The sequence below is a fragment of the Infirmifilum sp. NZ genome (assembly GCF_022693705.1).
GTDB lineage: Archaea > Thermoproteota > Thermoprotei > Thermofilales > Thermofilaceae > Thermofilum.
Genome location: NZ_CP094288.1, coordinates 442267 through 462153, shown reverse-complemented (window position 1 = coordinate 462153; position 19887 = coordinate 442267). Strand labels below are relative to the sequence as shown.

Annotated in this window: 20 protein-coding genes; 16 read left to right on the top strand and 4 right to left on the bottom strand. The window is 59.0% G+C overall.

Features of this window, described 5'->3' with window-relative positions:
- Positions 1-4: 4 nt before the first annotated feature.
- Together MOV14_RS02400 and MOV14_RS02395 are read left to right on the top strand one after the other, a co-directional pair.
- A complete protein-coding gene (locus tag MOV14_RS02400) occupies positions 5-1843 on the top strand; it encodes an AMP-binding protein (protein WP_318537638.1) in 1839 nt (612 codons plus the stop codon).
- Between the two features lie 148 nt (positions 1844-1991).
- A complete protein-coding gene (locus tag MOV14_RS02395) occupies positions 1992-2954 on the top strand; it encodes an asparagine synthetase A (RefSeq protein WP_318537637.1) in 963 nt (320 codons plus the stop codon).
- 4 nt (positions 2955-2958) lie between these two features.
- Here the strand turns inward: MOV14_RS02395 and MOV14_RS02390 are convergent, their stop codons facing one another.
- Positions 2959-3615 (bottom strand): glycerophosphodiester phosphodiesterase, encoded by a 657-nt coding sequence (locus MOV14_RS02390; protein ID WP_318537636.1) that lies wholly within the window; start codon positions 3613-3615, stop codon positions 2959-2961.
- A 47-nt stretch (positions 3616-3662) separates the two neighbouring features.
- Positions 3663-4556, bottom strand: coding sequence for a phosphate uptake regulator PhoU (locus MOV14_RS02385; RefSeq protein ID WP_318537635.1), 894 nt, complete (start codon positions 4554-4556; stop codon positions 3663-3665).
- Positions 4557-4643: 87 nt separating this feature from the next.
- On the opposite strand from MOV14_RS02385, the gene MOV14_RS02380 reads away from it, so the two are divergent.
- Positions 4644-5078 carry a hypothetical protein gene (locus MOV14_RS02380; RefSeq protein WP_318537634.1) on the top strand — a complete coding sequence of 145 codons (435 nt, stop codon included), beginning with the start codon at positions 4644-4646 and terminating at the stop codon, positions 5076-5078.
- 15 nt (positions 5079-5093) lie between these two features.
- Here the strand turns inward: MOV14_RS02380 and MOV14_RS02375 are convergent, their stop codons facing one another.
- A complete protein-coding gene (locus MOV14_RS02375; RefSeq protein ID WP_318537633.1) occupies positions 5094-5696 on the bottom strand; it encodes a mechanosensitive ion channel family protein in 603 nt (200 codons plus the stop codon).
- A gap of 285 nt (positions 5697-5981) precedes the next feature.
- Here MOV14_RS02375 and MOV14_RS02370 point away from each other — a divergent pair, with 285 nt between their 5' ends.
- From MOV14_RS02370 to MOV14_RS02320, 11 genes are all read left to right on the top strand, one after another.
- A complete protein-coding gene (locus tag MOV14_RS02370) occupies positions 5982-6641 on the top strand; it encodes a hypothetical protein (RefSeq protein ID WP_318537632.1) in 660 nt (219 codons plus the stop codon).
- A gap of 38 nt (positions 6642-6679) precedes the next feature.
- The gene (locus MOV14_RS02365) at positions 6680-7192 is read left to right on the top strand and encodes a hypothetical protein (protein WP_318537631.1); all 513 of its coding nucleotides are present in this window, start codon (positions 6680-6682) and stop codon (positions 7190-7192) included.
- Positions 7193-7302: 110 nt separating this feature from the next.
- Positions 7303-8532: a S8 family peptidase gene (locus tag MOV14_RS02360; RefSeq protein ID WP_318537630.1), complete on the top strand. Its 1230-nt coding sequence runs from the start codon at positions 7303-7305 to the stop codon at positions 8530-8532.
- Positions 8533-8569: 37 nt separating this feature from the next.
- Positions 8570-9343 (top strand): radical SAM protein, encoded by a 774-nt coding sequence (locus MOV14_RS02355; RefSeq protein WP_318537629.1) that lies wholly within the window; start codon positions 8570-8572, stop codon positions 9341-9343.
- 54 nt (positions 9344-9397) lie between these two features.
- Positions 9398-10789 carry an NAD(P)/FAD-dependent oxidoreductase gene (locus MOV14_RS02350; RefSeq protein ID WP_318537628.1) on the top strand — a complete coding sequence of 464 codons (1392 nt, stop codon included), beginning with the start codon at positions 9398-9400 and terminating at the stop codon, positions 10787-10789.
- Positions 10768-11736 (top strand): NAD(P)/FAD-dependent oxidoreductase, encoded by a 969-nt coding sequence (locus MOV14_RS02345; protein ID WP_318537627.1) that lies wholly within the window; start codon positions 10768-10770, stop codon positions 11734-11736. The genes MOV14_RS02350 and MOV14_RS02345 overlap by 22 nt, the downstream gene beginning before the upstream one ends.
- Entirely contained in the window at positions 11736-13178 is a 1443-nt protein-coding gene (locus MOV14_RS02340) for an FGGY-family carbohydrate kinase (RefSeq protein ID WP_318537626.1), read from the top strand. The genes MOV14_RS02345 and MOV14_RS02340 overlap by 1 nt, the downstream gene beginning before the upstream one ends.
- Positions 13142-14542, top strand: coding sequence for an FAD-binding oxidoreductase (locus MOV14_RS02335; RefSeq protein WP_318537625.1), 1401 nt, complete (start codon positions 13142-13144; stop codon positions 14540-14542). Before MOV14_RS02340 ends, MOV14_RS02335 begins: the two co-directional genes overlap by 37 nt.
- Before the next feature lie 5 nt (positions 14543-14547).
- Positions 14548-15318, top strand: coding sequence for a hypothetical protein (locus tag MOV14_RS02330; RefSeq protein ID WP_318537624.1), 771 nt, complete (start codon positions 14548-14550; stop codon positions 15316-15318).
- A 59-nt stretch (positions 15319-15377) separates the two neighbouring features.
- A complete protein-coding gene (locus MOV14_RS02325; protein WP_318537623.1) occupies positions 15378-17174 on the top strand; it encodes a phosphoenolpyruvate carboxykinase (ATP) in 1797 nt (598 codons plus the stop codon).
- Positions 17175-17212: 38 nt separating this feature from the next.
- Entirely contained in the window at positions 17213-17749 is a 537-nt protein-coding gene (locus MOV14_RS02320; RefSeq protein WP_318537622.1) for a QueT transporter family protein, read from the top strand.
- A gap of 69 nt (positions 17750-17818) precedes the next feature.
- On the opposite strand, the gene MOV14_RS02315 is transcribed toward MOV14_RS02320, so the two are convergent.
- Positions 17819-18160, bottom strand: coding sequence for a hypothetical protein (locus MOV14_RS02315; protein WP_318537621.1), 342 nt, complete (start codon positions 18158-18160; stop codon positions 17819-17821).
- Positions 18161-18295: 135 nt separating this feature from the next.
- On the opposite strand from MOV14_RS02315, the gene MOV14_RS02310 reads away from it, so the two are divergent.
- Both MOV14_RS02310 and MOV14_RS02305 read left to right on the top strand, forming a co-directional pair.
- A complete protein-coding gene (locus MOV14_RS02310; protein WP_318537620.1) occupies positions 18296-19141 on the top strand; it encodes a hypothetical protein in 846 nt (281 codons plus the stop codon).
- 12 nt (positions 19142-19153) lie between these two features.
- Positions 19154-19887 (top strand): BREX system Lon protease-like protein BrxL (locus tag MOV14_RS02305; RefSeq protein ID WP_318537619.1); only part of this gene is annotated, 734 nt, incomplete at its 3' end.

Genomic DNA, 19887 nt, shown 5'->3' with positions numbered 1-19887 from the left:
GCTCATGAGTGTCGAGAGGATTGTCCCTCCGTCCATGAGGTTTAAGGCTATCAGCCTCCAGGAGTACCGCAAAGCCTACGCGGCGAGCATCGACGACCTTCAGGGCTTCTGGAGCCAGCAGGCTAAGGGGCTTGTGTGGAAGCGCGAGTGGGCAGCGGCCGTAGCGGGGCTTGGGCCGAGCACCAGGTGGTTCGTCGGCGGGGAGCTGAGCCCGTACGAGAACGTGATCTTGAGGCACAAGGAGACGAACGTGTGGTCCAAAACTGCAATCCTCTACGTGAACGAGAACGGCGAAGGCCACACCCTGACCTACAGCGACCTAGACTCGCTGGCCGAAAGGGTGAGCTGCGGCCTCAGGGGGCTCGGCTTGAGTAAGGGTGACTGGGTGGCCGTCTACAGCCCCCCGAACGTCGAGAGCTTCGCTTTCATGCTGGGAGCGCTCCGCGCGGGGCTACCCTTCGAACCAATATTCACGGGCTTCTCGCCGGCGGAGATGGCGCGCAGAGTGCTCAGAAGAGGGGCTAAGGCGCTTTTCGTGACTCCCAGCTACCTCAGGAGGGGGAGGCTCGTGGACTTCATGGGCTCGGGGAAGACCCAGCTCGAGAAGCTCGCTGAAGCGGGAATCAAGGTGATTGTCAACGACCCTGCCGGCGCGTACGAGTCCTTCACAGGCTTCGCAGACATCCTCGAGAATTGTAGCGCTGGGGCTGAAAGCCTGGAGTCGAGTAGCCCGCTTTTCGGGCTCCACAGCGCATATGCGGACGGGTTCAAGCCCATAACCCACCCAGCCGGAGGCTTTCTTGTTCAGACCTACGCCACTTCGAGGTGGGTCGGGCTCAGGCCCAGGGATACGGTCTTCTGCACGGTCTGGCCCGGGTGGATCACAAGCGTGACGTACCAGTTCTTCGGCTCTCTGATGCTCGGATCAACCATTCTGCTCTACGACGGGGCACCCGACTGGCCAAGCTGGAGCAGGTGGATTGACATGATCGACTCCTACGCCGTCACGGTGTTCCTGACCACGAGCAGCGCCCTCCGCATGCTCTCGAAGCAGGACTCTACGATCTTCGCGGGTAAGAACGACACCCTGAGGGAGATCATCGTCACCGCCGAGCCCCTCGAGCCAGAGGTCTGGCGCTGGGCGTACACCACCATAGGCACCCTCCCCTACCCCGTCGTCGACTCGAACCCCGGGAAGGGTGGAAGCATCCCCGTCCTAAGCATGTTCATACAAAGCGAGGTCGGGACGTTTTTCACAGGAAACCTAGTGAACTACACCTTCACGCACATCGAGCCCGGCTCCTCGGGCCCACCATTCCCAGGCTTCCACGTAGACGTGGTCGACGATCTTGGGAACAGTATTAGAGGAAAGCCCGGAAGGCTAGTACTCAGGAAGCCCTGGGTCTCTGTGCCCGTGGAGGCCCCTGAGGAGTTCTACGAGGCGTGGAGGAACGGGTACTACGACACAGGCGACCTCGCGTTGATGAACCCGGAGGGCTACGTGTATCCTCTCGGCAGGAGGGACGAGGTGATGAAGGTCAGCGGTTACAGGCTCAGCCCCGGGGCTCTAGAGGAGGCTGCACGACTAGCCGGCGCGGACTGGGCTTTAGCGTTGCCCTTGAGGAACCCTGATAGGCTGGAGGCCCCCGTGCTCATCTATCACGGTGACGCTGAAGAGGAGGAGGTGATTAGGGCGGTGCGCGAGGCTGTAGGTCCCATAGCGACCCCGGTCAAGGTCATCCAAGTCAGCGGTAAACCCGTGGTAAATGCATCGCGCGTGGATTTGGCGTCTCTCACGAGGAAAGGGGAGCTGGAGTCCGTGCTAAGGCTACTCTCCTCCTAGGCGAAATTTCAAGCATACAAAAGGTCTAGCGGAAAATTTTTCATGATATTTGTGGAGAAACCTGTTTAACTTGCAACTTTTTCCGGATAAAGCTCAGAACGCTTTTATGAGTGTAGTTCATGGACTCAAACCGCAGAAGGGTGAAAACATGAAGACCCAGGTTCTCCTCGAGAACATACAGGTCTCCGACTTGTTCGAGTCTCTTTCAAGCGCCCAAAAGAGGCTCGTTCTCCACGTATTCTCAGAAACCCTACGCGCCTTAACATCATCCTTCCTAAGGAGGGGTTTCACGTGGCTACTACCGGTAGTGACGAGTAAAGCGACAGACCCCCTATGGCCCGATCCCGTGGCAAGCATTGAGGCGCGCCCAGAGCTGGAACTCTACGGGGAGCGTGTGAGGCTGACGCAGAGCATGATCCTCCACAAGCAGCTACTGGTGGCGGCCGGTTACGAGAAGGTATTCGTTCTCTCACCGAACGTCAGAGTCGAGAGGCGCGACCGCGCGAAAACCGGGAGGCACGCGTACGAGTTCACGCAGCTCGACTTCGAGGTAAAAGGAGCCAAGCGCGAGGACATTTTCAGGCTAGTTGAGGGTGTGCTGTCGGAGGTTGTAGAGCACCTGGAGGAGTGCTGTGAGAAACAGCTATTGGAGCTCGGCGCTGAGCTGGAGAAGTTCAGAGCCCCGTTCAAGGTTTACAGGATGAAGGAGCTTGAAGAGAAGTACGGCCCCGATTGGGAAACACTGGCCTCAATCGAGTCGAGCGAGCCCTTCTGGGTGACGGACATCCCGAGGGAGTTTTACGACTACGAGGACCTCGAGAGGGGGGAGTGGCACAACTACGACCTGATTCTCCCTGAAGGATACGGGGAGGTGCTGTCGGGCGCTGAGAGGGAGTGGCAGTACGACAAGATAGCTTACAAGATGAGGAGAGACGGCGTGAGCATGGACTCTTACAGGTACTACTTAGAGCTCGCGAAGAGGGGAGTACTTGTACCGAGTGCCGGAGCGGGGATAGGTGTGGAGAGGCTTGTTCTCTGGCTCACGAAGCGGTCGCACATCGCGGAGGTTCAGCCTTTCCCGAGGATCCCCGGAATCGTGACGCCCCTATAGGATTTTACGCCTCCCGAACAACGTTTCTTATTTTTTCTGGCACATCTGTTATAATGTAATCCACTCCGAGATTCGAGAGCTCTAGCGCCTTCGCCGGGTCATTCACGGTCCAGACCGCCACCTTGTACCCAGCAGAGTGGAGCTCCTCGACGAGCCCCCCGTCGATGAAGTCGTAGTGTATGGATACCCCGTCAGCGCCGGCCAGCTCAACCTCCTTCACGGGGTCAGCGGGGCGGTACTGGACGTTCCCGAGAAACACGAGAACCGCGCTGTCTGCTTCCTTGGCGTGGCGTAGAGTGTGGTGGAAGCCGCTACTGACTATCACCTCCTTTACGCCGAACCGGCGGGCGAGAGCTACAGCCCCCCTCTCTATCCCCCGGGACTTCAGGTCCAGCCAAACGCCGCTCCTGCCGTCTACAATCGTCAAGTGCTCTTCAAGAGTGCTGGGCCTTAGCAAGGGGTCGCGGCCCTCTATGAGGAGGTACCCGTAGCCCATTATCATCCTCCTAATCCCGTGGGATGCTGTCTCGGTCCCGTGCCTGACGACCAGGGCTCCGTCACTCCTGCGAGCCACGTCGAACTCTATAACCTTAGCTCCCTCCCTAAGGTACTTCAGAAGAAGGCTTCTCTTATTGGCCTTGTGGGCCACGATAACGGGCATACCGCTACGTTTCCTAACCTCACATTGGGAGAATATATCGCTTGCGTTCAAGCAAGGTCCAGTATGTCCCGGAGGAGCGATGACACGCCGTCAAGAGTCTCCAGCACTCTAGGCGAGATAGACGTCCTGCTACCCTCTAGCGCCTTCTCCAGCTTACTGTAAAGCTCGAGCGCATTCTCTCTGCTGCCGCTCTCGCCTAAAACTAGCGCCACAGCGCTCCTCTGGAGGCTTTCCAGCAGGCTTAGAAGGTCACCTGGTACCTTCTCGGGCTCGATTCCGCCCCGGAGCAGCCTCTCGTATAGGTCGCCGATGTTCTCGAGGTTGCGCACAACAAGCCTGATGTCCACGAGGCGCGGCTTCTCAGAGCTCGGGTACAGAGGGTCCGAGACCCTGCTCCTGATTATCCTGACAGCCAGAAAGTAAAGCCTGTCAACGATGTCGTCCATGGCAAGGACTTTCTCAGCGAGAGAGGGGTCCCCGGTTTCCAGCACCTGAAAGGTCAGCCTAAGCATCGCGAGGGTTATCGAGCTCATCCTCTGCACGATGGAGTTCAAGTCGTAGTCCGGTCTCGTGAAGCACTGAAGAGTGATCGTGCCTGGCTCTTCTCCAACCACCTCCAATCCGAGCAGTATCTGCCTAGCCCGCTCCACGACCCTTAGAACCTCATCGCGGCACTCATCGCTAACGGCTACTTCCACGACCTCAAACCCCCTCAGGTACGCGGAGACGAGCTTCCTGTGTAAGTCGCCTCCGCAAGTGACCCTGATGCTCTTCACTCCCTCCCTCCTGTCCCTGATCTTCAAGGGCGTGATTCGTAGCGACCCGTCCTCCTCAGCCTCGAGGACCACTACACCCCTGTCTCCAATGTTCTCTGACACCCAGCTCCTCGGCAAGGCAACGTAGTAGCTACCACCTATCTTCACTACGCGACGAGTTTCCACAGTTGATTAAACATGTTTAGCCTATTAAAGTTTGGCTCTCATCGCAAAGCATATTACTGCTCCGCGCAAGTGTGGACGCGAGGGGCTTTGCCCAGCACGCTCAGAACCGCACTGATTGTCGCCGGGTCCCTACTCTACGTTGTACTCGTGATGCCGATCAAAGCCCTACTGAACCTCATGGAGGCTGGTCCCGACGGCGTGCTGCTTATAGCCCCCGGAGCCGGCAAGGTGGTAGTGGAGCCCAGGGTCAGGGGAGAGGTGCTCGGCCTCGTGTACTCGTGGAGCGCGGGGGCAGGCCTCCTGCTAACCCCCCAGGGTAAACTCATCAGAAAGCTCCGCTCCGTAGACTTCAAGGGCTACGTCTTAAGCCTCGCAGCGTCCCTGAAAACGTACCTTGAGTCCAGGGGCTACAGCGTCAAGGTGGTGCTAAGAGAGGTATTCCAAGAGGAGCTGGTTGCCGTCGTGGAAGTTAAAAAGAAAAGCGTGGCGACGCGGATTCTCGAGCTGCTCAGAAACGCGTAAAACGGCTCAGCCCCCTTAGGATCTTTTAATGATGTAGATTTTCGAACCGATAAGCTGGTTGTTTGGGACTAAAGCCAGAGTGCCGTCGTCCTTCTTAATGAAGGTGAACAGCGTCGAAATATCCTCGACGATCCCCTGCTCCCCTGCAACATTCACGTAGTCGCCTATCTTTATTGGCCGCACGAGGAGAACGAACAGGCCCGCAATAGCCTGGCCGAGAACCTGCTGCGTCGCGAAACCGATAACCATTCCTATGAAGCCTCCCAGCGCTACGCCAGCCGCTCCACCAGCGGCCCCTCCAGCTATCCCCGCCGCAAGGGCCCCTATGCCCAGGATCGTGAATATGCTCCTCACAGCCGCGGCTGTGCTGTGCGGGTACTTAACCCTCAGCATCCAGTAGACGAGGTTGGAGAAGCTCCTAATTATCATGTAGCCGAAGAACAGGGCGAGACCTATAGCTACATAGGAGGAGTACGGGTCCAGGAGAGGCTTCACCTGCGGGATGACCGACGGTAGCGTTGCGAAAATCAAAGCGCTCACGACGATGTAAGCCGCTATCCAGGAAACAAGGTTTACAATGCTACCCCTAATCTTACCGGCAACGTTATCTCCCGACATCATTGACGAAGAACACAGCTTGCATTTAAAGCATTTAGTTCAAAGCTCTCCAGGGCAGGACGCAGCTTGTAAGCCCTTGTATTAGGTTGAAAGTTCTCTGCGACTCGGTCCGGCCAGCGCTCCTCTATCCTCACTTTAATCTGCTTTAAAGCCCCGAAAGTCTATCGGAGGTAGGCAAAACTGTGAGCACTGAGTACCACTGCTACAAGAAGCGCGGAGGATCGAGAGCCGGACCAGCGGGTAAAAGCTAATGAGTCGCTACTTGTTTGAAAACCAGTGGCGGGTATGAGGTGCGCAGTAGCTCTGGTTACTATGGTTGTCGCATGGGCTATCCTCGTTCAGGCACAGTGCCCGGAGCCGTTAGACGCTAAGGCATGCGAGGTGGTTCTGAGCATTCCTGGGGCCAGGCTCGACGCCCTTAAGCTTACTGCTGTAGCCCAGGTGAGGGAAGCGGCTCCCGGCGTTTACGCCTACAGGAGCGGGTTTGACGAGAGGTTCGCCGTGATCCTGAGCTTGGAGGTGCTACCTGCAACGGGTAAGCAGTACCCTGTGATACGTGTACAGGCGATGCCCGAGGCTCAAGGGGTCACGGACTCCGACATCAAGAGGGTGCTGGGTCTGGAGCTCGACAGGCTGACGGGCAAGGGCATCATCCAGGGGGTCAGCGAGGAGAAGAGGTCTGCTCTCGTCGCCACTGCCCGTCTGGGCCTCGCGGGTTGGGACAGGAGGCTCGTGTTCGACGGCGGCGCTTGGAGGCCCTTCAACGAGTCCTCGCTGTACACCCCTCAGCGCGGTTGCCTTGTGCAACCCGTCACGGACTACTCCTCTCTCCCGGTTTGGCCGGCGGAACCCGACTTCAGCTCTCTAACCTTCCTGGCCTTAGCCGCCTGTGCAGTTGTAGCGGCCCTCGTCGCGTGGAGGCTCTTAGCAAGGCGCAAAAGTTAATTTACGGCGTACGTGTCATCTGTAGTGGCGCAAGGGATATGGTGCACCTGCTCGGCTTCTGGGACTCGGTTCTGCTCATCCTGCTCGGAGTGTTCACGGCTATCTGGGGCGTTAAGCTCGCGCGGCTAGTAGCGTCCCTGGTGTTCGGCTTCGCGATGGGGTACGTGCTTTACGCTTACTCCACCCCAGCGCTCCAAGCCACCTTTACGCCGCTCGTCCTCTTCCTCGTAGGCTTCATCGTGGGGGCAATGATCGGCTTCTCGGCTTTCAAGATGGTTGTATCCCTGCTCTCAGGCTACATCCTCGCGCAGCTTCTCGTCTCAACAGGCTACGTGGCAAGCGGGGAGACGGCTGTCCTCGTCCTAGCGCTGGCTTTCGCGGCGATAATCTACGCCCTCATGGATAAGGCTCTGGCCATCGGCTTCGCCCTGCTCGGGGCAGGGATGGTCTACCAGGGTCTCCTCGCCGCCGGGATACAGGGAAGCTTAGCGCTCATCCTGGCTCTAGCCGTCCTCATTATCGGAGTGCTACCCCAGACGAGGAGGCTGTGATGTAAAAATTTCAAAGGCGAGTCTCGCGTAGTTTTTAAAAGATGAAAAGCCTTCACCTCAAGAAGCCGTAAAGTATAAGTAGAAATGCTCCGTAGCCGCCTGGAAAAGACATGAGAGCCGTACCCCTGGCTCTAGCACTGCTCGTAGTCCTGGCAACCTTTTCAGCGGTAGCGCATGCCCCACCGCAGTACAAGCGCGTAGCGGTAGGCTACACGGACCCCTCAGCTCTCTCCACGATAGCCTCGATGCACGGCGGAGTAGTCGTGAAGACGATACCAGAAATAAAGGTCGCAGTCCTCCAGATACCCCAGTCAGAAGACCTCAGAGGGCACGTAGGGAAAGGGCTAAGGTACGTGGAGGAGGAGAAAACCGCCGTAGCCCTAGAGCTGAGCTCCTACTCAGACGTCCAGTGGAACATGAAGATGATCAACGCGACCAAGGTCTGGGACACCTTCTACCCCTCCCTCAACGGCGCCGCGCTCGGTAAAGGAGTGAGGGTCGCAGTCCTCGACACCGGCGTCCTGTACACCCACCCGGACCTGAAGGGAAGGGTCGTGTGGTGCGTGAACACCGTCCTCACGAAGACATACAAGGGCACAGACCTATCCAAGTGCACCGACAGGAACGGCCACGGAACCCACGTGACCGGCATCATCGCGGCCCTAATAAACAACGCGGGCGTAGCCGGGGTAGCCTCAAACGTCACGATATACATCGTCAAGGTCCTTAACGACGCCGGCTCCGGAACCTACACGGACATCGCCGAGGGGATCATCGAGGCTGTGAAAGGCCCAGACGGGGTAGTGGGCACAGCTGACGACGCCAAGATCCTCAGCATGTCGCTGGGAGGGTCGAGCGACAGCAGCGTTCTCCGCGACGCGGTGACGTGGGCCTACCAGAACGGCGCCGTCTTGGTGGTGGCGGCTGGTAACAGCGGCGACGGAGACCCCTCCACCGACAACGTTTCATACCCCGCTAGGTACCCGGAGGTCATCGCAGTCGCGGCGGTAGACAGCTCCTACAACGTCGCCAGCTGGAGCAGCGACGGGCCGGAGGTCGACGTAGCCGCGCCTGGCGTGAACATCCTGTCAACCTACCTCAGGAACGGCTACGCTACCCTCAGCGGCACCTCAATGGCCACCCCCCACGTCACGGGCGTTGTGGCGCTGATCCAGGCTCTGCGGCTGGCCAGCGGGAAGTCCTTGCTGACGCCTAGCCAGGTCTACGACGTGCTGACGAGCACGGCGGTTGACATCAACGCCAAGGGCTTCGACGTTTTCACGGGTTACGGCCTCGTAGACGCGATAGCGGCGGTGAACAAAGCCTTAAGCCTGCCCTAAAAAAAGCACATATTTCTCTACTCTGAAATTCTCTCTTGTGGATTTTGACTCCGGGTACAACCCCCTGCTTCTCGGGGAAGGGGTCAGGCGCATGGTCTCCCGCGGTGAAGAGAGGAAGTACTACAGGTTCAGGGGCGGAAAGTGGTACGGGGGAATCGCCACCGCGGACTGCGTCGGCTGCAACTTGAGGTGCGTTTTCTGCTGGAGCGGGGAGCCGAGGGACAGGCCGTGGCTGAGCGTGTGGAGGTTCTATACTCCAGAGGAGGTGTACGGAAGGCTCCGCTCGATCGCCCTGAGAAGGCGGTACAGCCAGATCAGGATCTCGGGGAACGAGCCCACCCTAGCGTGGCAACACCTTTTGCGTGTGCTCGAGCTCGTGGAGGAGGACGGCCTCTTCACGTTTATACTCGAGACGAATGGCATCGAGCTGGGCGCCGACAAGGGAAAGGCGAGGGACCTATCCAGGTTCACCAGGGTTCACGTGCGCGTGTCGCTCAAGGGCGCCTCTCGCGAGGAGTTCCACAAGCTCACGGGGGCGAGGCCGGAGTTCTTCGACCTGCAGCTCAGCGCGCTAAGGCACCTGGCGGACTACGGCGTGCCCGCGCACCCAGCGGTCATGCTCTCCTTCTCCTCACAGGAGTCCGTTAAGCGCCTCGTGGAGGAGTTGGGGGAGATACACCAGAGCTACGCGCGCGAGTTAGAGGAGGAGTACGTGTTTCTGTACCCCCATGTCGTCGAGAGGCTTAAGAAGGCCGGCCTCACACCCAGGGTTGCTTACCACCCGGACGCGATTCCCGAGGAGCTTATATAAAAAGGTGAACATGAGTAAAGTTTATATAATGATTTCTGGCAACCCTTATAAGTGATGGAGGAGTACGACGTAGCCGTCGTGGGTAGTGGAGTCGTCGGCCTCATGGTCGCCTACAACCTCGCCCACTACAAGCTAAGGACGCTGGTTTTGGAAGCAAACCCCGAGCCGGGGTGGGGGGTTTCGAAGGCGCACGCGGCGATCGTTCACGTGGTCCAGCTACCCTTCAAGTCCGTGAAGAGCAGGATGGCCCGCGAGGGAAACAGGAAAATGTTCCTGATAGCAGAGAGGCTGGGAGTCAGGTACGTAAAAACCAGCACCCTCGTGGTGGCTACCAAACTGCACCACCTCCTGGCGATGCCGTTCGTCGCCCTGTACCTGAGGCTCAACCTCGGGAGAGATTTCCCAGTCAAGCTGAGAGGAAGGCGGTACCTTAGGCAGGCGGAGCCTAACCTTACGAGGAAGGCTCTCGGCGCTATCGAGGTGTTCGGGTACGGCTGCGTGGACAACTTTGACTTGCTTTATGGGCTGTACGAGTTCGCGAAGGCCAACGGCGTCGAGTTCAGGTTCGGGGAGCGGGTTGTCAGCGTTGAAGACAGGGTGGACGGGCTGGAGCTGCGCACGGATAAGGGCAACGCCTTCAGAGCGAAGTTCCTCGTGAACGCTGCCGGTCTATGGGCGGACGAGCTGTACAACAAGCTGGGCGACAGCGTGGAGTTCGAGCTAGGGAAGGGCGCGATGCTGGTTTTTGACAGGAAGGTTACGAGCCGCTTCGTCGCCCCTCTTTACCTAAAACCCGACCCGAAGACGAAGGGGGGTGCTATAATGTTCACAGTTGACGGGAAGGGGCTCTGGGGGCCGAACCTCAGGCCTGCTAGAGACAAGAGCGACGTCTCGGTTGACGAGGAGGATGTGGAGGCTCTGCTGAAGAAGTTCTCTCCGCTTCTCGAAGCACCTCCGGGTACTCCGATTAAAGCTTACGCTGGCATAAGGCCGATCCCTCCCGAGAACGACTTCAGGATTACCTACTCCTCTAGGACGAAGAGGATTGTGCACGCTGTCGGTACGGAGTCTCCAGCCTTCACGGCATCTCCTGTGATAGCCGAGAAGATCCTCGAAATGCTCAGGGAGGCGGGCCTCAAGCTCGAGAAAAAGGAGCACGTCGTCGAGAGAGCCCCCTTCAGGAGGCTCAGGGACAACCCCAAGGCAGGTAAGGGGAGGGTTGTCTGCCCCTGCAACCTCGTGACCGAGGAGGAGGTCAGGGAGGCCGTCAGGAGAGGCTCAAGGACGCTTCAAGGAGTGATGTTCAGGACCGGGGCCGGGATGGGGCTGTGCCAAGGCTCAAAGTGCATGGCCGAGGTTCTAAGGATAATAGCGGACGAGCTGGGCGTTGACCCGGAGGAGGTGACCTTAAGGGGTGAGGGGTCTTGGCTGGTGAGGAAGAGATGAGGAGGGCCCTTGTAGTTGGAGGCGGCCTCGCTGGCATGGCCTTCGCGGCGACTTACGGCGACGCCGTGGTCTTCGAGGCTAGGAAGCAGCTAGGGGGCTTCTTCGCGAGCGACGAATTGAAGGTGGGTGAACACAGCGGCAGGGAGCTCGTCGAGGGGCTAGCAGGTCGCGTGCGGGCACTACTAGGGGAAACGGTCTTCGAGTCTGAGGGCAACGGTGTGTGGAGCGTGGGCGTCAACGGCGCAGAGTTCCACGAAGGCCTACCCGTGCTGGCTACAGGCTTCAGAGAGAAAACCCCTGTGGAGCTGGGGGTATACGGCTTTCGGCCCGCAGGTGTTTTCCCCCTAACAGCCGCATGGGACCTCGTGAACATGGGGTACTCTATCGGCGAGAGAGTTGTCGTGTACGGCTTCAACCACTACTCGCTCTCGCTCATAGCCAAGATCCACAAGGTCTGCGAGAAGCTGGTCGTCGTCTACGACGAGGAGAGCTACGTTCACAAGCCGGAGGAAGCCGGGGACTACGGCGCTGAGTTGGTAAAAGGAAGGGTCCTGTACGTCGAGGGAAGGCAGCGCGTCGAGAGGCTGAGAACATCTGCTGGCTACGTTGAAGCAGATACGCTGGTGCTAGCCAAGCTTGCCCCTCTAAGGTTGCTTAACGCAGAGCTCGCCGTAGGCAACGCTGGGATGGTGATCGAAGATCCCGCGAAGGTTGCTGAGAGCGCGAGGCTCCTCGCGCTCACGCTCACCGAGGGGGGTGAACTAGGGAGAGTCCACGGAGAGGTCCCCGCGGTCCCGAGCGTGTTCTCCGTGAAGCACCCGTACGTGATGGTCGGCGTACCCTCCGGCGTCAAGCTTGAGGTGGCTGGCAGAGTGTTCTCAGCGGAAGAGCCATATCCTGTCGTGGAGTTGCCGCCCGAGAGGAAAGTGGTCATCAGGGTGGTGTAGTGTACGGTGTGATAGACGTCGGAACGACGGGCGTGAAGCTCTCGGTGTACGACTCTCAGGGTAACCACGTTCACTATGAAAAAGTTGTCTTGGGGTTCGAGAGGCTCCAAGGCGGTCTGGTCGAGCAGAGCTCCCAAGAGCTCGTCAGGACCGTTAAAGGCTTAGCGAGGAAGGCGCGAGAGCTGGGCGCCAAGAGCCTCGGGGTCTCCGTGTACAGGGCATCCGTCGTCGCGTGGGACAGGAGCGGTAGACCGCTGACAAACGTCATCACGTGGATTGACGGCAGAGGGAGGAGCGTGGTGGAAAAACTGCCCATCACAGCTAAGATGCTTTCACGGCTGAGCAGACCCCTCGCCTACATACTCAGCCCAGACTCCCCAGCAGTGCTCATGAAGTGGGTCTACGAGAACATACCAGGCTTGTACGAGAGGGTGAAGAGCGGAGACGCGTTCGTGTGGACCCTCGATTCGTACCTGCTGTACACCTCCTCGGGAAAGTTCATCGCGGATCCGTCGAACATAACCCTTACCGGCCTCGTCCACCCGAAGAACTTCGATGAAATAGGCCTGGTTTACGACATCCTGAGGCTTCCACGCATCCGCCCCGAGCTCGTCGACAACGTGGGGGACTTCGGTAGCATCGAGGGCTTGGAGCTAAAAGCATTCATAGCGGATCAGCAGTCCGCCGCCCTGGGCCTCGGCGCGGTCGAGAGGGGGAGGGTGGAGAGCGTCCACGGGACAGGTAGCTTCATGGAGCTCTGCACAGGGAATTTTGTCATGCCTCCGGCGGGCCTCATACCAGTCGTGCAGGTGAAAGTAGGCAAAACTCTGAGGTACGGTGTAGAAGGCTTCCTCAGGACCTCTGGCTCAGTGGTGGACTGGCTTCGAGACATCGGTTTCTACAGCAGCTACGAGGAGATGGAGAAGCTGGCAGGCGAGGGCTCGCGCCGCACGCTGATCCTCCCATCCTTCGGAGGCTTGAGGGTCCCTAAAGCCCAGAACGCTGCGGGCATGATGTTGGGCCTCACGTTGGGGACAAAGAGGAGCGACGTGGTAGCCGGGCTAGCTTGGGGGGTTGCGCTCTACATGGGGTACATTCTCCGCATGATGGAGCAGGTAGCCGGACGCCCCGAAGAGCCCTTGTGGGCGGCTGGAGGCTTTTCGAAGTCGGACGTCTTCCTCCAGTTCCTCGCAGACGCTACGGGCCTAACCGTCGCGAGGCCAGCCGATATCGAAGCCAGCTCCCGAGGAGTGCTGAAGCTCCTCATGCTCGCCGATGGGTCTTCAGGCGAGGAAGCTCTCGGGCACCCCATGCCAGCTTCCGCGGTGTTCGCTCCCAAGCTCGACGAGGACGCTCGGAAAGAATATATGTCGAATTTTAAAGATATTGTGGAGGCGCTTCCCGAATGGGAGGAGAACATCTTTCTAAGGAGAAGTTGGTAGAAGCGGTTGAGAGGGAGTTCCCGGGCAGAGTCTCTAAGGACGAGACCACCCTCAAGCTTTACTCTAGGGACTACTGGCCTCTTGCCTTGCTACGAGAGACGAGAGGCGAGGCTCTCCCAAGGCCACTCCTGGTTGTGTGGCCCGAGTCCGCGGAGGAGGTTTCGAAGCTTGTGAAACTCTGCAACGAGTACAGGGTGCCGTTCGTCCCGTACGCTGGAGGCTCAGGCGTCATAGGGGGTACGATGTGCGAGGGGTGTGTGGTCATCGACGTAAAGAGGATGAACAGGATCCTCCGCTTCTCAGAGGAGGACGCGCTCGTCGTTGTCGAGTCGGGCGTGATGCTCAAAAAGCTGGAGGAGTACTTGAACTCCAAGGGCTTCACGCTAAGGCACATTCCGCAATCCTTCCCCGAGGCGGCTGTAGGCGGGCTCATAGCTACAATGAGCACCGGCCAGTTCAGCACGAAGTACGGGGGGATAGAGGAGCTCGTGATGGACCTCGAGGTCGTGGCCCCCGACGGAGGCATCGTCCCCTTGAGGAGAAATATCGTCCCGAGGGCAGCGACAGGCCCGGAGCTTAAACGACTTTTCATTGGGAGCGAGGGGCAGCTTGGAATCATAACGAAGGCCGTGCTGAAGGTCTTCCCCCTGCCAGAGCACCAGTGGAAGAACGCGTACGCTTTCCCAGACTTCGAGTCCGGTCTACGTGCGGTTCGAGAGATGATGCTCACTGGTGCCGTCCCGGCGGTCGCGAGGCTCTACGACAAAGACGACTCCGCGGCCAGGTTCCACGACGCCCGGGACACGCTGATCCTGGTATTCGAGGAGAACTCCAAGGAGATACTCAATGCTAAGGTGTCTGAAGCGCGGAGAATCGTCGCGAAGCACGGGGGCAAGGAGGTCGGGGCAGCACCCGTGGACAAGTGGCTAGAAACGCGCTTCGACGTGATATCCGAGCTGAAGAAGCTCGTCGTGCCTCTCAACCTATGGTTCGACACGATCGAGACCGCTGCCACGTGGAGCGCGCTACCCAAGGTGTACCGAGCATTCAAGGACAGGGTGAAGAGGGTTAAGGGAGTCTACGCTGTGCTGGCGCACGCATCACACTTCTACACGACAGGCGCTTGCATATACTTCACGCTGACCTACGAAGCGGACGAGCAGACGTACTGGCGTATGTGGGAGGAAGCCATGAGAACCCTCCTCGAGACCGGTGCGACTATAAGCCACCACCACGGCGTCGGCCTCCTGAGGGCCAAGTGGGTCGCTGAGGAGCTGGGGGCAGGCTTGCAGTACCTCAAAAAGGTAAAGCGGTGCCTAGACCCCCAAGGCCTCGCGAACCCGGGGAAGTGGATGGGTGATTAGCCTTGGTGAGCCTCACAACGCTGCGAGCCATCAAGCTCACCCCCACCCTTGTTGCACGGTTCGCCACCCTCCCGTTAAGAAAGGTCAAAAACCCCTGCCTATACTGCCCCGGGATATGCCTCACCGCATGCCCGACGTTCACTCACTCGGGTAGCCTTGCCCTGAGCCCCCTCGGCTACGCACGCGACAGGAAGCTCGGCGTGGAGAGGTGCGTGAAGTGCTGGAGGTGCGTGGACGAGTGTCCCCTGCACTTCCCCCTCCCAGAAACCTACTGCGACACCCCGGTAAAGCTAAGTGCCCAAATCCTCAAGGAAGGAAAACCTCTGCTGGTCGCCTCAGAGAGGCTGGAGAGCGAGCTCGGCGCTAAGCTGGCTGAAAGGTACGGGCTGGGGCTTGCGGTGGTGAGCGGCGTCGAGGAACGCTACAATCTAGGGAAACCGCTCGAGTCCAGGTCGTTGTCGGAAACGTTAAAGAAGCTCCGCCCGCATGAACCGCTCGCTCTGTCGCCTGAAGTCGCGCACGCTCTAGGAATACCTTTTGCGCTTGAGAGGCCTGAGCTCTTCGGTCAGGTAAGCTTCACAGGTAAGGTCCACCTCCCCTGCCTTCTTCGAAGCAGGAGAGAGGGGTTGCTGAAATCCCTTGAAAGGCTAGGGGTTAACGCCACGTTCTTGGACGTGGAAACGTGCGTGAAGGTTTCAGTGGACAGCGAGACCCTATACCTGTGCCCCAGGGCGTCTTCCCAAAAGGCTAAAACGATATTCGAGATGTTGCTCTAAGCGCATGCTTAAACTCTTAACTAAAAGGTTTTTAATACACTTTTCGGCGCTTAGATCACGTGGCAGAGACTCGTTCTAAGCTGATCCCCCCTCTGGAGGACCTGAACCCCTCAACATTCAGGGAGTCCTTCAGGCGCATACTTGCGTTCAAGGAGAGCATTGGCTTGGAAGCGTTTCTGGACAACCCGCCCGACCTCCTCGAGAGAGCCAAGCTCTACGCGACAAAGTTCAGAAACGGTGCTCTGGGCTGGGCCAGCAACATCTGGAGCAGGTCCGCGGCGAACACGGTTGTGGTGAACAGCGACGCGGAGCTCAGGCAGGAGCACAAGCTACTCATGCAGAGAGTGCTCGAGCACGTCCTAGCTCAGGGCCCACTCATCAAGGTGGACGGCTACTACGGGAGGCCTGGCAGCAAGGTGCAGATGCACACGACGGTGTACGTCGACCCCCAGTTCCCCGACCTCGCCTACAGGTGGAAGCAGCTCGTGTTCCCAGCCCCGCCGGACGAGAAGCCCGAAGCAGAGCTCATCGTCGTGCCGCACTACCTCGGCAACCCCCTCATACCCGGCACTAACAGGCTGATGGCTATCCTCGTCTTCCCCCACCACAACCTTACGATAATCACCCTGTCTAGCTACCAAGGGGAGATAAAGAAGGGAGCCCTGCGCCACTGGATCTACCACGTGTACAAGAAGGGTTGCACCGGCGAGCACGCAGCCCTCAGGGAGTTTACGGTGAAGACGGTTGACGGCTCTTGGAGGAGGATCACGCTTGTCATCTGGGGCCTGACGGGCTCAGGCAAGTCCACGCACGGCTTCTACACGTGGACCCCAAGGAACGCTCGAGTGTACGTGGAGAAGTTCGGCGTGAACCCCTTGGACTACGTGAGGGACCAGAAAATACGCAACGACGACATAGTCGCGATATGCGAGGACAGGGTCTACGGCTCGGAGCGTGGCGCCTGGGTGAAAACCGAGGACCTGACACCCGAGCAGGAGGCGATGTGGAACGCCTGCATGAGCCCGCGGGCTCTGCATGAGAACACGGAGTTCTCCAGCGACGGAACCCCCAGCTTTGAGGGGAAGCTCTTCCAGTACTTCGGAATGCCGAACAGGAACGCGAGGTCCGTGGTGTACCTCGACGACACAGGCTACTTCGACGGCCAGGTCGACTCCGACGGACCCATGAACACAGCCGTTTTCCTGTCCCCAGGCTACTTCACAGACTACGCCTGGGTCAAGCTGAACACTCCGGAATTCATAGCCAAGGCGCTCGCTGACGGCAGGACCGTCGGGCACCCGGCGCAGGCGCGCGAGCTCGTAGGCAAGGTGAGGTTCGTCCCCCGGTACTCGGAGTTCACAATCGGGGTGGGCGACGACGCCCACGTCTTGAGATTTTACAGCTTCCTCAAGAAGTGGCAGGAGAGCGGTCACAGGGTGGACGTCTACATGTGGAACACAACCGGGAGGATAGTGGCGCAGTACAGGTGGGGGGAGGTCAGGGTCGGAGACAGAACGGTTAGGGTGCCTGAACCGGTGCTCGAGGTACGGGATGGCATCCCTAAGCCTGTCGGGGGCACGCGCCCCACGATAGAGGAGACGGAGCTCTTCCTCCTACAGGCGAGCCGCGGAGCCGTTAAGTGGAAGCCCCACCCAGTCTGGGGTGAGCGAGTCCTCGTCCCAGCTGAGGTCCCGGGCATACCAGCCGACAGGCTCAGAGAGCTGGACCCCACTTACTACCTCTCGATGGACGAGTTCAGGGAGCTGCTCAAGACCCAGGTGGAGTACAGCAAGCTTGTCCTGCAGCAACTCGGCATGAGGCTCCCGGAGGAGATTCTGACGGTTATGGATTTCTGACCACGAAATTTTTAAACCTAAGGCTCCGAGGGGAACCTGTGCGCTCGAGAGACATGGCCTTAGCCGGGATAGTGGCGGCGCTATACGCGGTTCTAGTCTACGTGCTACCTTTCACCTCGTTCCTTTTGTGGCAGGTAAGGGTTGCAGATGCCCTTATCGCCTTGTCCACCGTGCTGGGATACCCAGCGGTGCTGGGCGTTGCTGTTGGGTGCTTTATAGGCAACATCCTCGCCGCGCCTTGGGGAAGCCCAGCCCTAAGCGCCTTCGACGCCGTCTTGGGAAGCCTCGTGAACCTCGCAGCCGGGTACGCGGGCTACAGGATCTCCGGTAAAGGCGGCAGGAGAAGAAGGTTAGCGGCGTTGATCGCTCAATCCCTGGTCGTGTCGGTGGGTGTCGGGTCCTACCTCAAGTACCTGTTGTTGTGGGCTTTCGGAACCGATATCCCGCTCCTCTTGTCCGTAGCGGGTGTACTACCGGGGTCGTTAATCTCGATAGTAGTCCTAGGTTTCCCGCTTTCCCTAGCCGTCGAGAGATCAATCAGGGGAAGCCCGCTCAGAGCAGGACAAGCTTCATAGCGCTAGCTAAGAGTTTAGGGCAACTTTTCAGCCCCCGTCTTTTTGTGCCTTGACACGCTATATCCCCGCTCAGCGTACGCTACTGATCTCCTCACGCGTCACCGCGCTCTTGAGTAGCTTCAATGCGGCGTCACCGCACGCAAGCTCCTCAGGCTTGCAGCCCAGCAGCACTAGAAGTTTGCAAGCTCTCTCGGTGAGGTAAACGTAGCGCACATTGCCGAGAGTAGCCTCCTCCACGAGTCCCAGGGAGCGGAGCCTATCAAGTGTTCTTGCGATGTGAGCCATGTTCCTCGTGCCGAAAGCCCGGCTCACGGGCTTAGGCTGCTTCAGCCGCAGCAGCTGCTTCACGAGGCCGGTGAGCTCCAGCCACTTAGCAACGCTGCCCCAAACCTCTCCGTCGACCTCCACCATCACTCCGAAGAGAAGGCGCCGGGATAAAAATCTTGTCACATGGGCTGTGATTACAGGCTGCTGCGCCGTGATGACGTTGACTGAGGGAAGGGAAAGAATAAAAGTGCAACAGGCCAGTTTATTGGCTGAACGCTCATGGCGTTTTCCGACACGATCAGGCCTTCGAGGCTGTCAATGCTTTCAAGGTACTCTTTCCCGCCTCTGCTACTCCTTCTGACCCAGCTTAGGCCTCTAGAGGCGCACGACTGGCTCAACCCTCTGCTAGCCTACGGCGCTTACAGCCTCCTCGGCCTCCAGCTCGGGTGGAGCGAGAGGTTCTTCACCCTAGTAACGTACGCGTACGCGCTAGCCCTCTACATCACCGGCCTAGCAACGCTTGAAGAATCCCTGAGGCTCTCACTGCTCCTAGTAGCGCCAGTCACCCTGGTGACCATCGAGGTTGAGAGAGCGTTCACGGAGTACCGGGTGTCAGAGGTGGGGGTTGAGGTTCGGGGTGTAAGGCCCGATTCGTTGCTCCCGCGCCTCGACACGAGAAGGGTACTAGCGCACACCGTCACGAGCGTTAAAACCCACTACCCTCTCCTCTCGAGGATTCTAGGGAGGAGGTACGTGGACTTAATTGTAGGAACGCAGCACGGGAAGGTCGTCCTAAAGGGTATTCCCTCAGCCTCCGACTTCCCCGCACGGGCTGTCAAGGCGCTTGACGAGCAGCCTCCCACTGTCGCTTCGAGCAGCGTAAGCATAACCTCCGTCGGCGAAGGGTTCGAGGTAAAAAGCACGTTCAACCCGAGCTTGGCCGGCTCCGCTCTAGCCGACTTCTACCGCTTCATCAAGTTCTTCTCGTGGGAGCACAGGGCCAGCCTCAGACTCGAGCACTCCGCTACCGGTCAACCCGCTGGAATCGAGGGGAGCGAAGCCAAGCCCAAAGAAGAGGAGGCCTCCAGGGGCCGCAGGAGGAACCGCATCGAGAGGCTTCTCTAGAGGTGAGAGCCCATGGACGAGCTGGACGTGAAAGTAAAGAAGCTCTTCGGCGAGTACGCTGTCGACAAGCGAGTCGCCAGGCTAGGGATCATCCCGCGAATCCCGGCCTTCATCAGGGAATACCTCGTGGCTCGCCACTGCCCTGAGCCCTCACCCGAGTGCCTCAAAGAGGTTGCCAGCACGGTGAGCGAGCTTTACCCCGACCCCAGGTCGCGGGAAAGGTTCCTGGGTAAGCTGAAGGGGGAGGGCCGGCTCAAGCTGCTGGACGAGTACCGTGTTCTCGTTAACCTCAAGAAGAACGTCTTCCTGCTCCAAGTCCCGTCCCTGAGCATCAACGACGCCTTGGTGCGCGAGGAGATCATCCGTGCCAACGAGAGGCTCTACTCAGGCCTTTGGGGCGTGGGGGTGCTCGCTTACGAGCCTTCCCTCCAGACCCGGTACCCGGGCGTCACCCCGGTTATTATGGAGGACTTCGAGCCCTTCCAGGCTTACGAGATTGACCTTAAGCTCTTCAGCGAGGCCAGGGAGGCGCTGAGCCTGGACGAGTGGGTTGACCTGATCGTTAGAAGCGCTGGGCTTAACCCTAAAGCGTACACGTTCCAGCAGAAGCTCCTCCTGCTAGCCAGGCTCATCCCGCTGGCCGAGTCGAACGTGAACATCCTGGAGCTAGGCCCGAGAGCCACGGGTAAGACCCACACGTACCGCGAGCTCACGTACTACTCGAGGATTTACTCGGGCGGCATAGT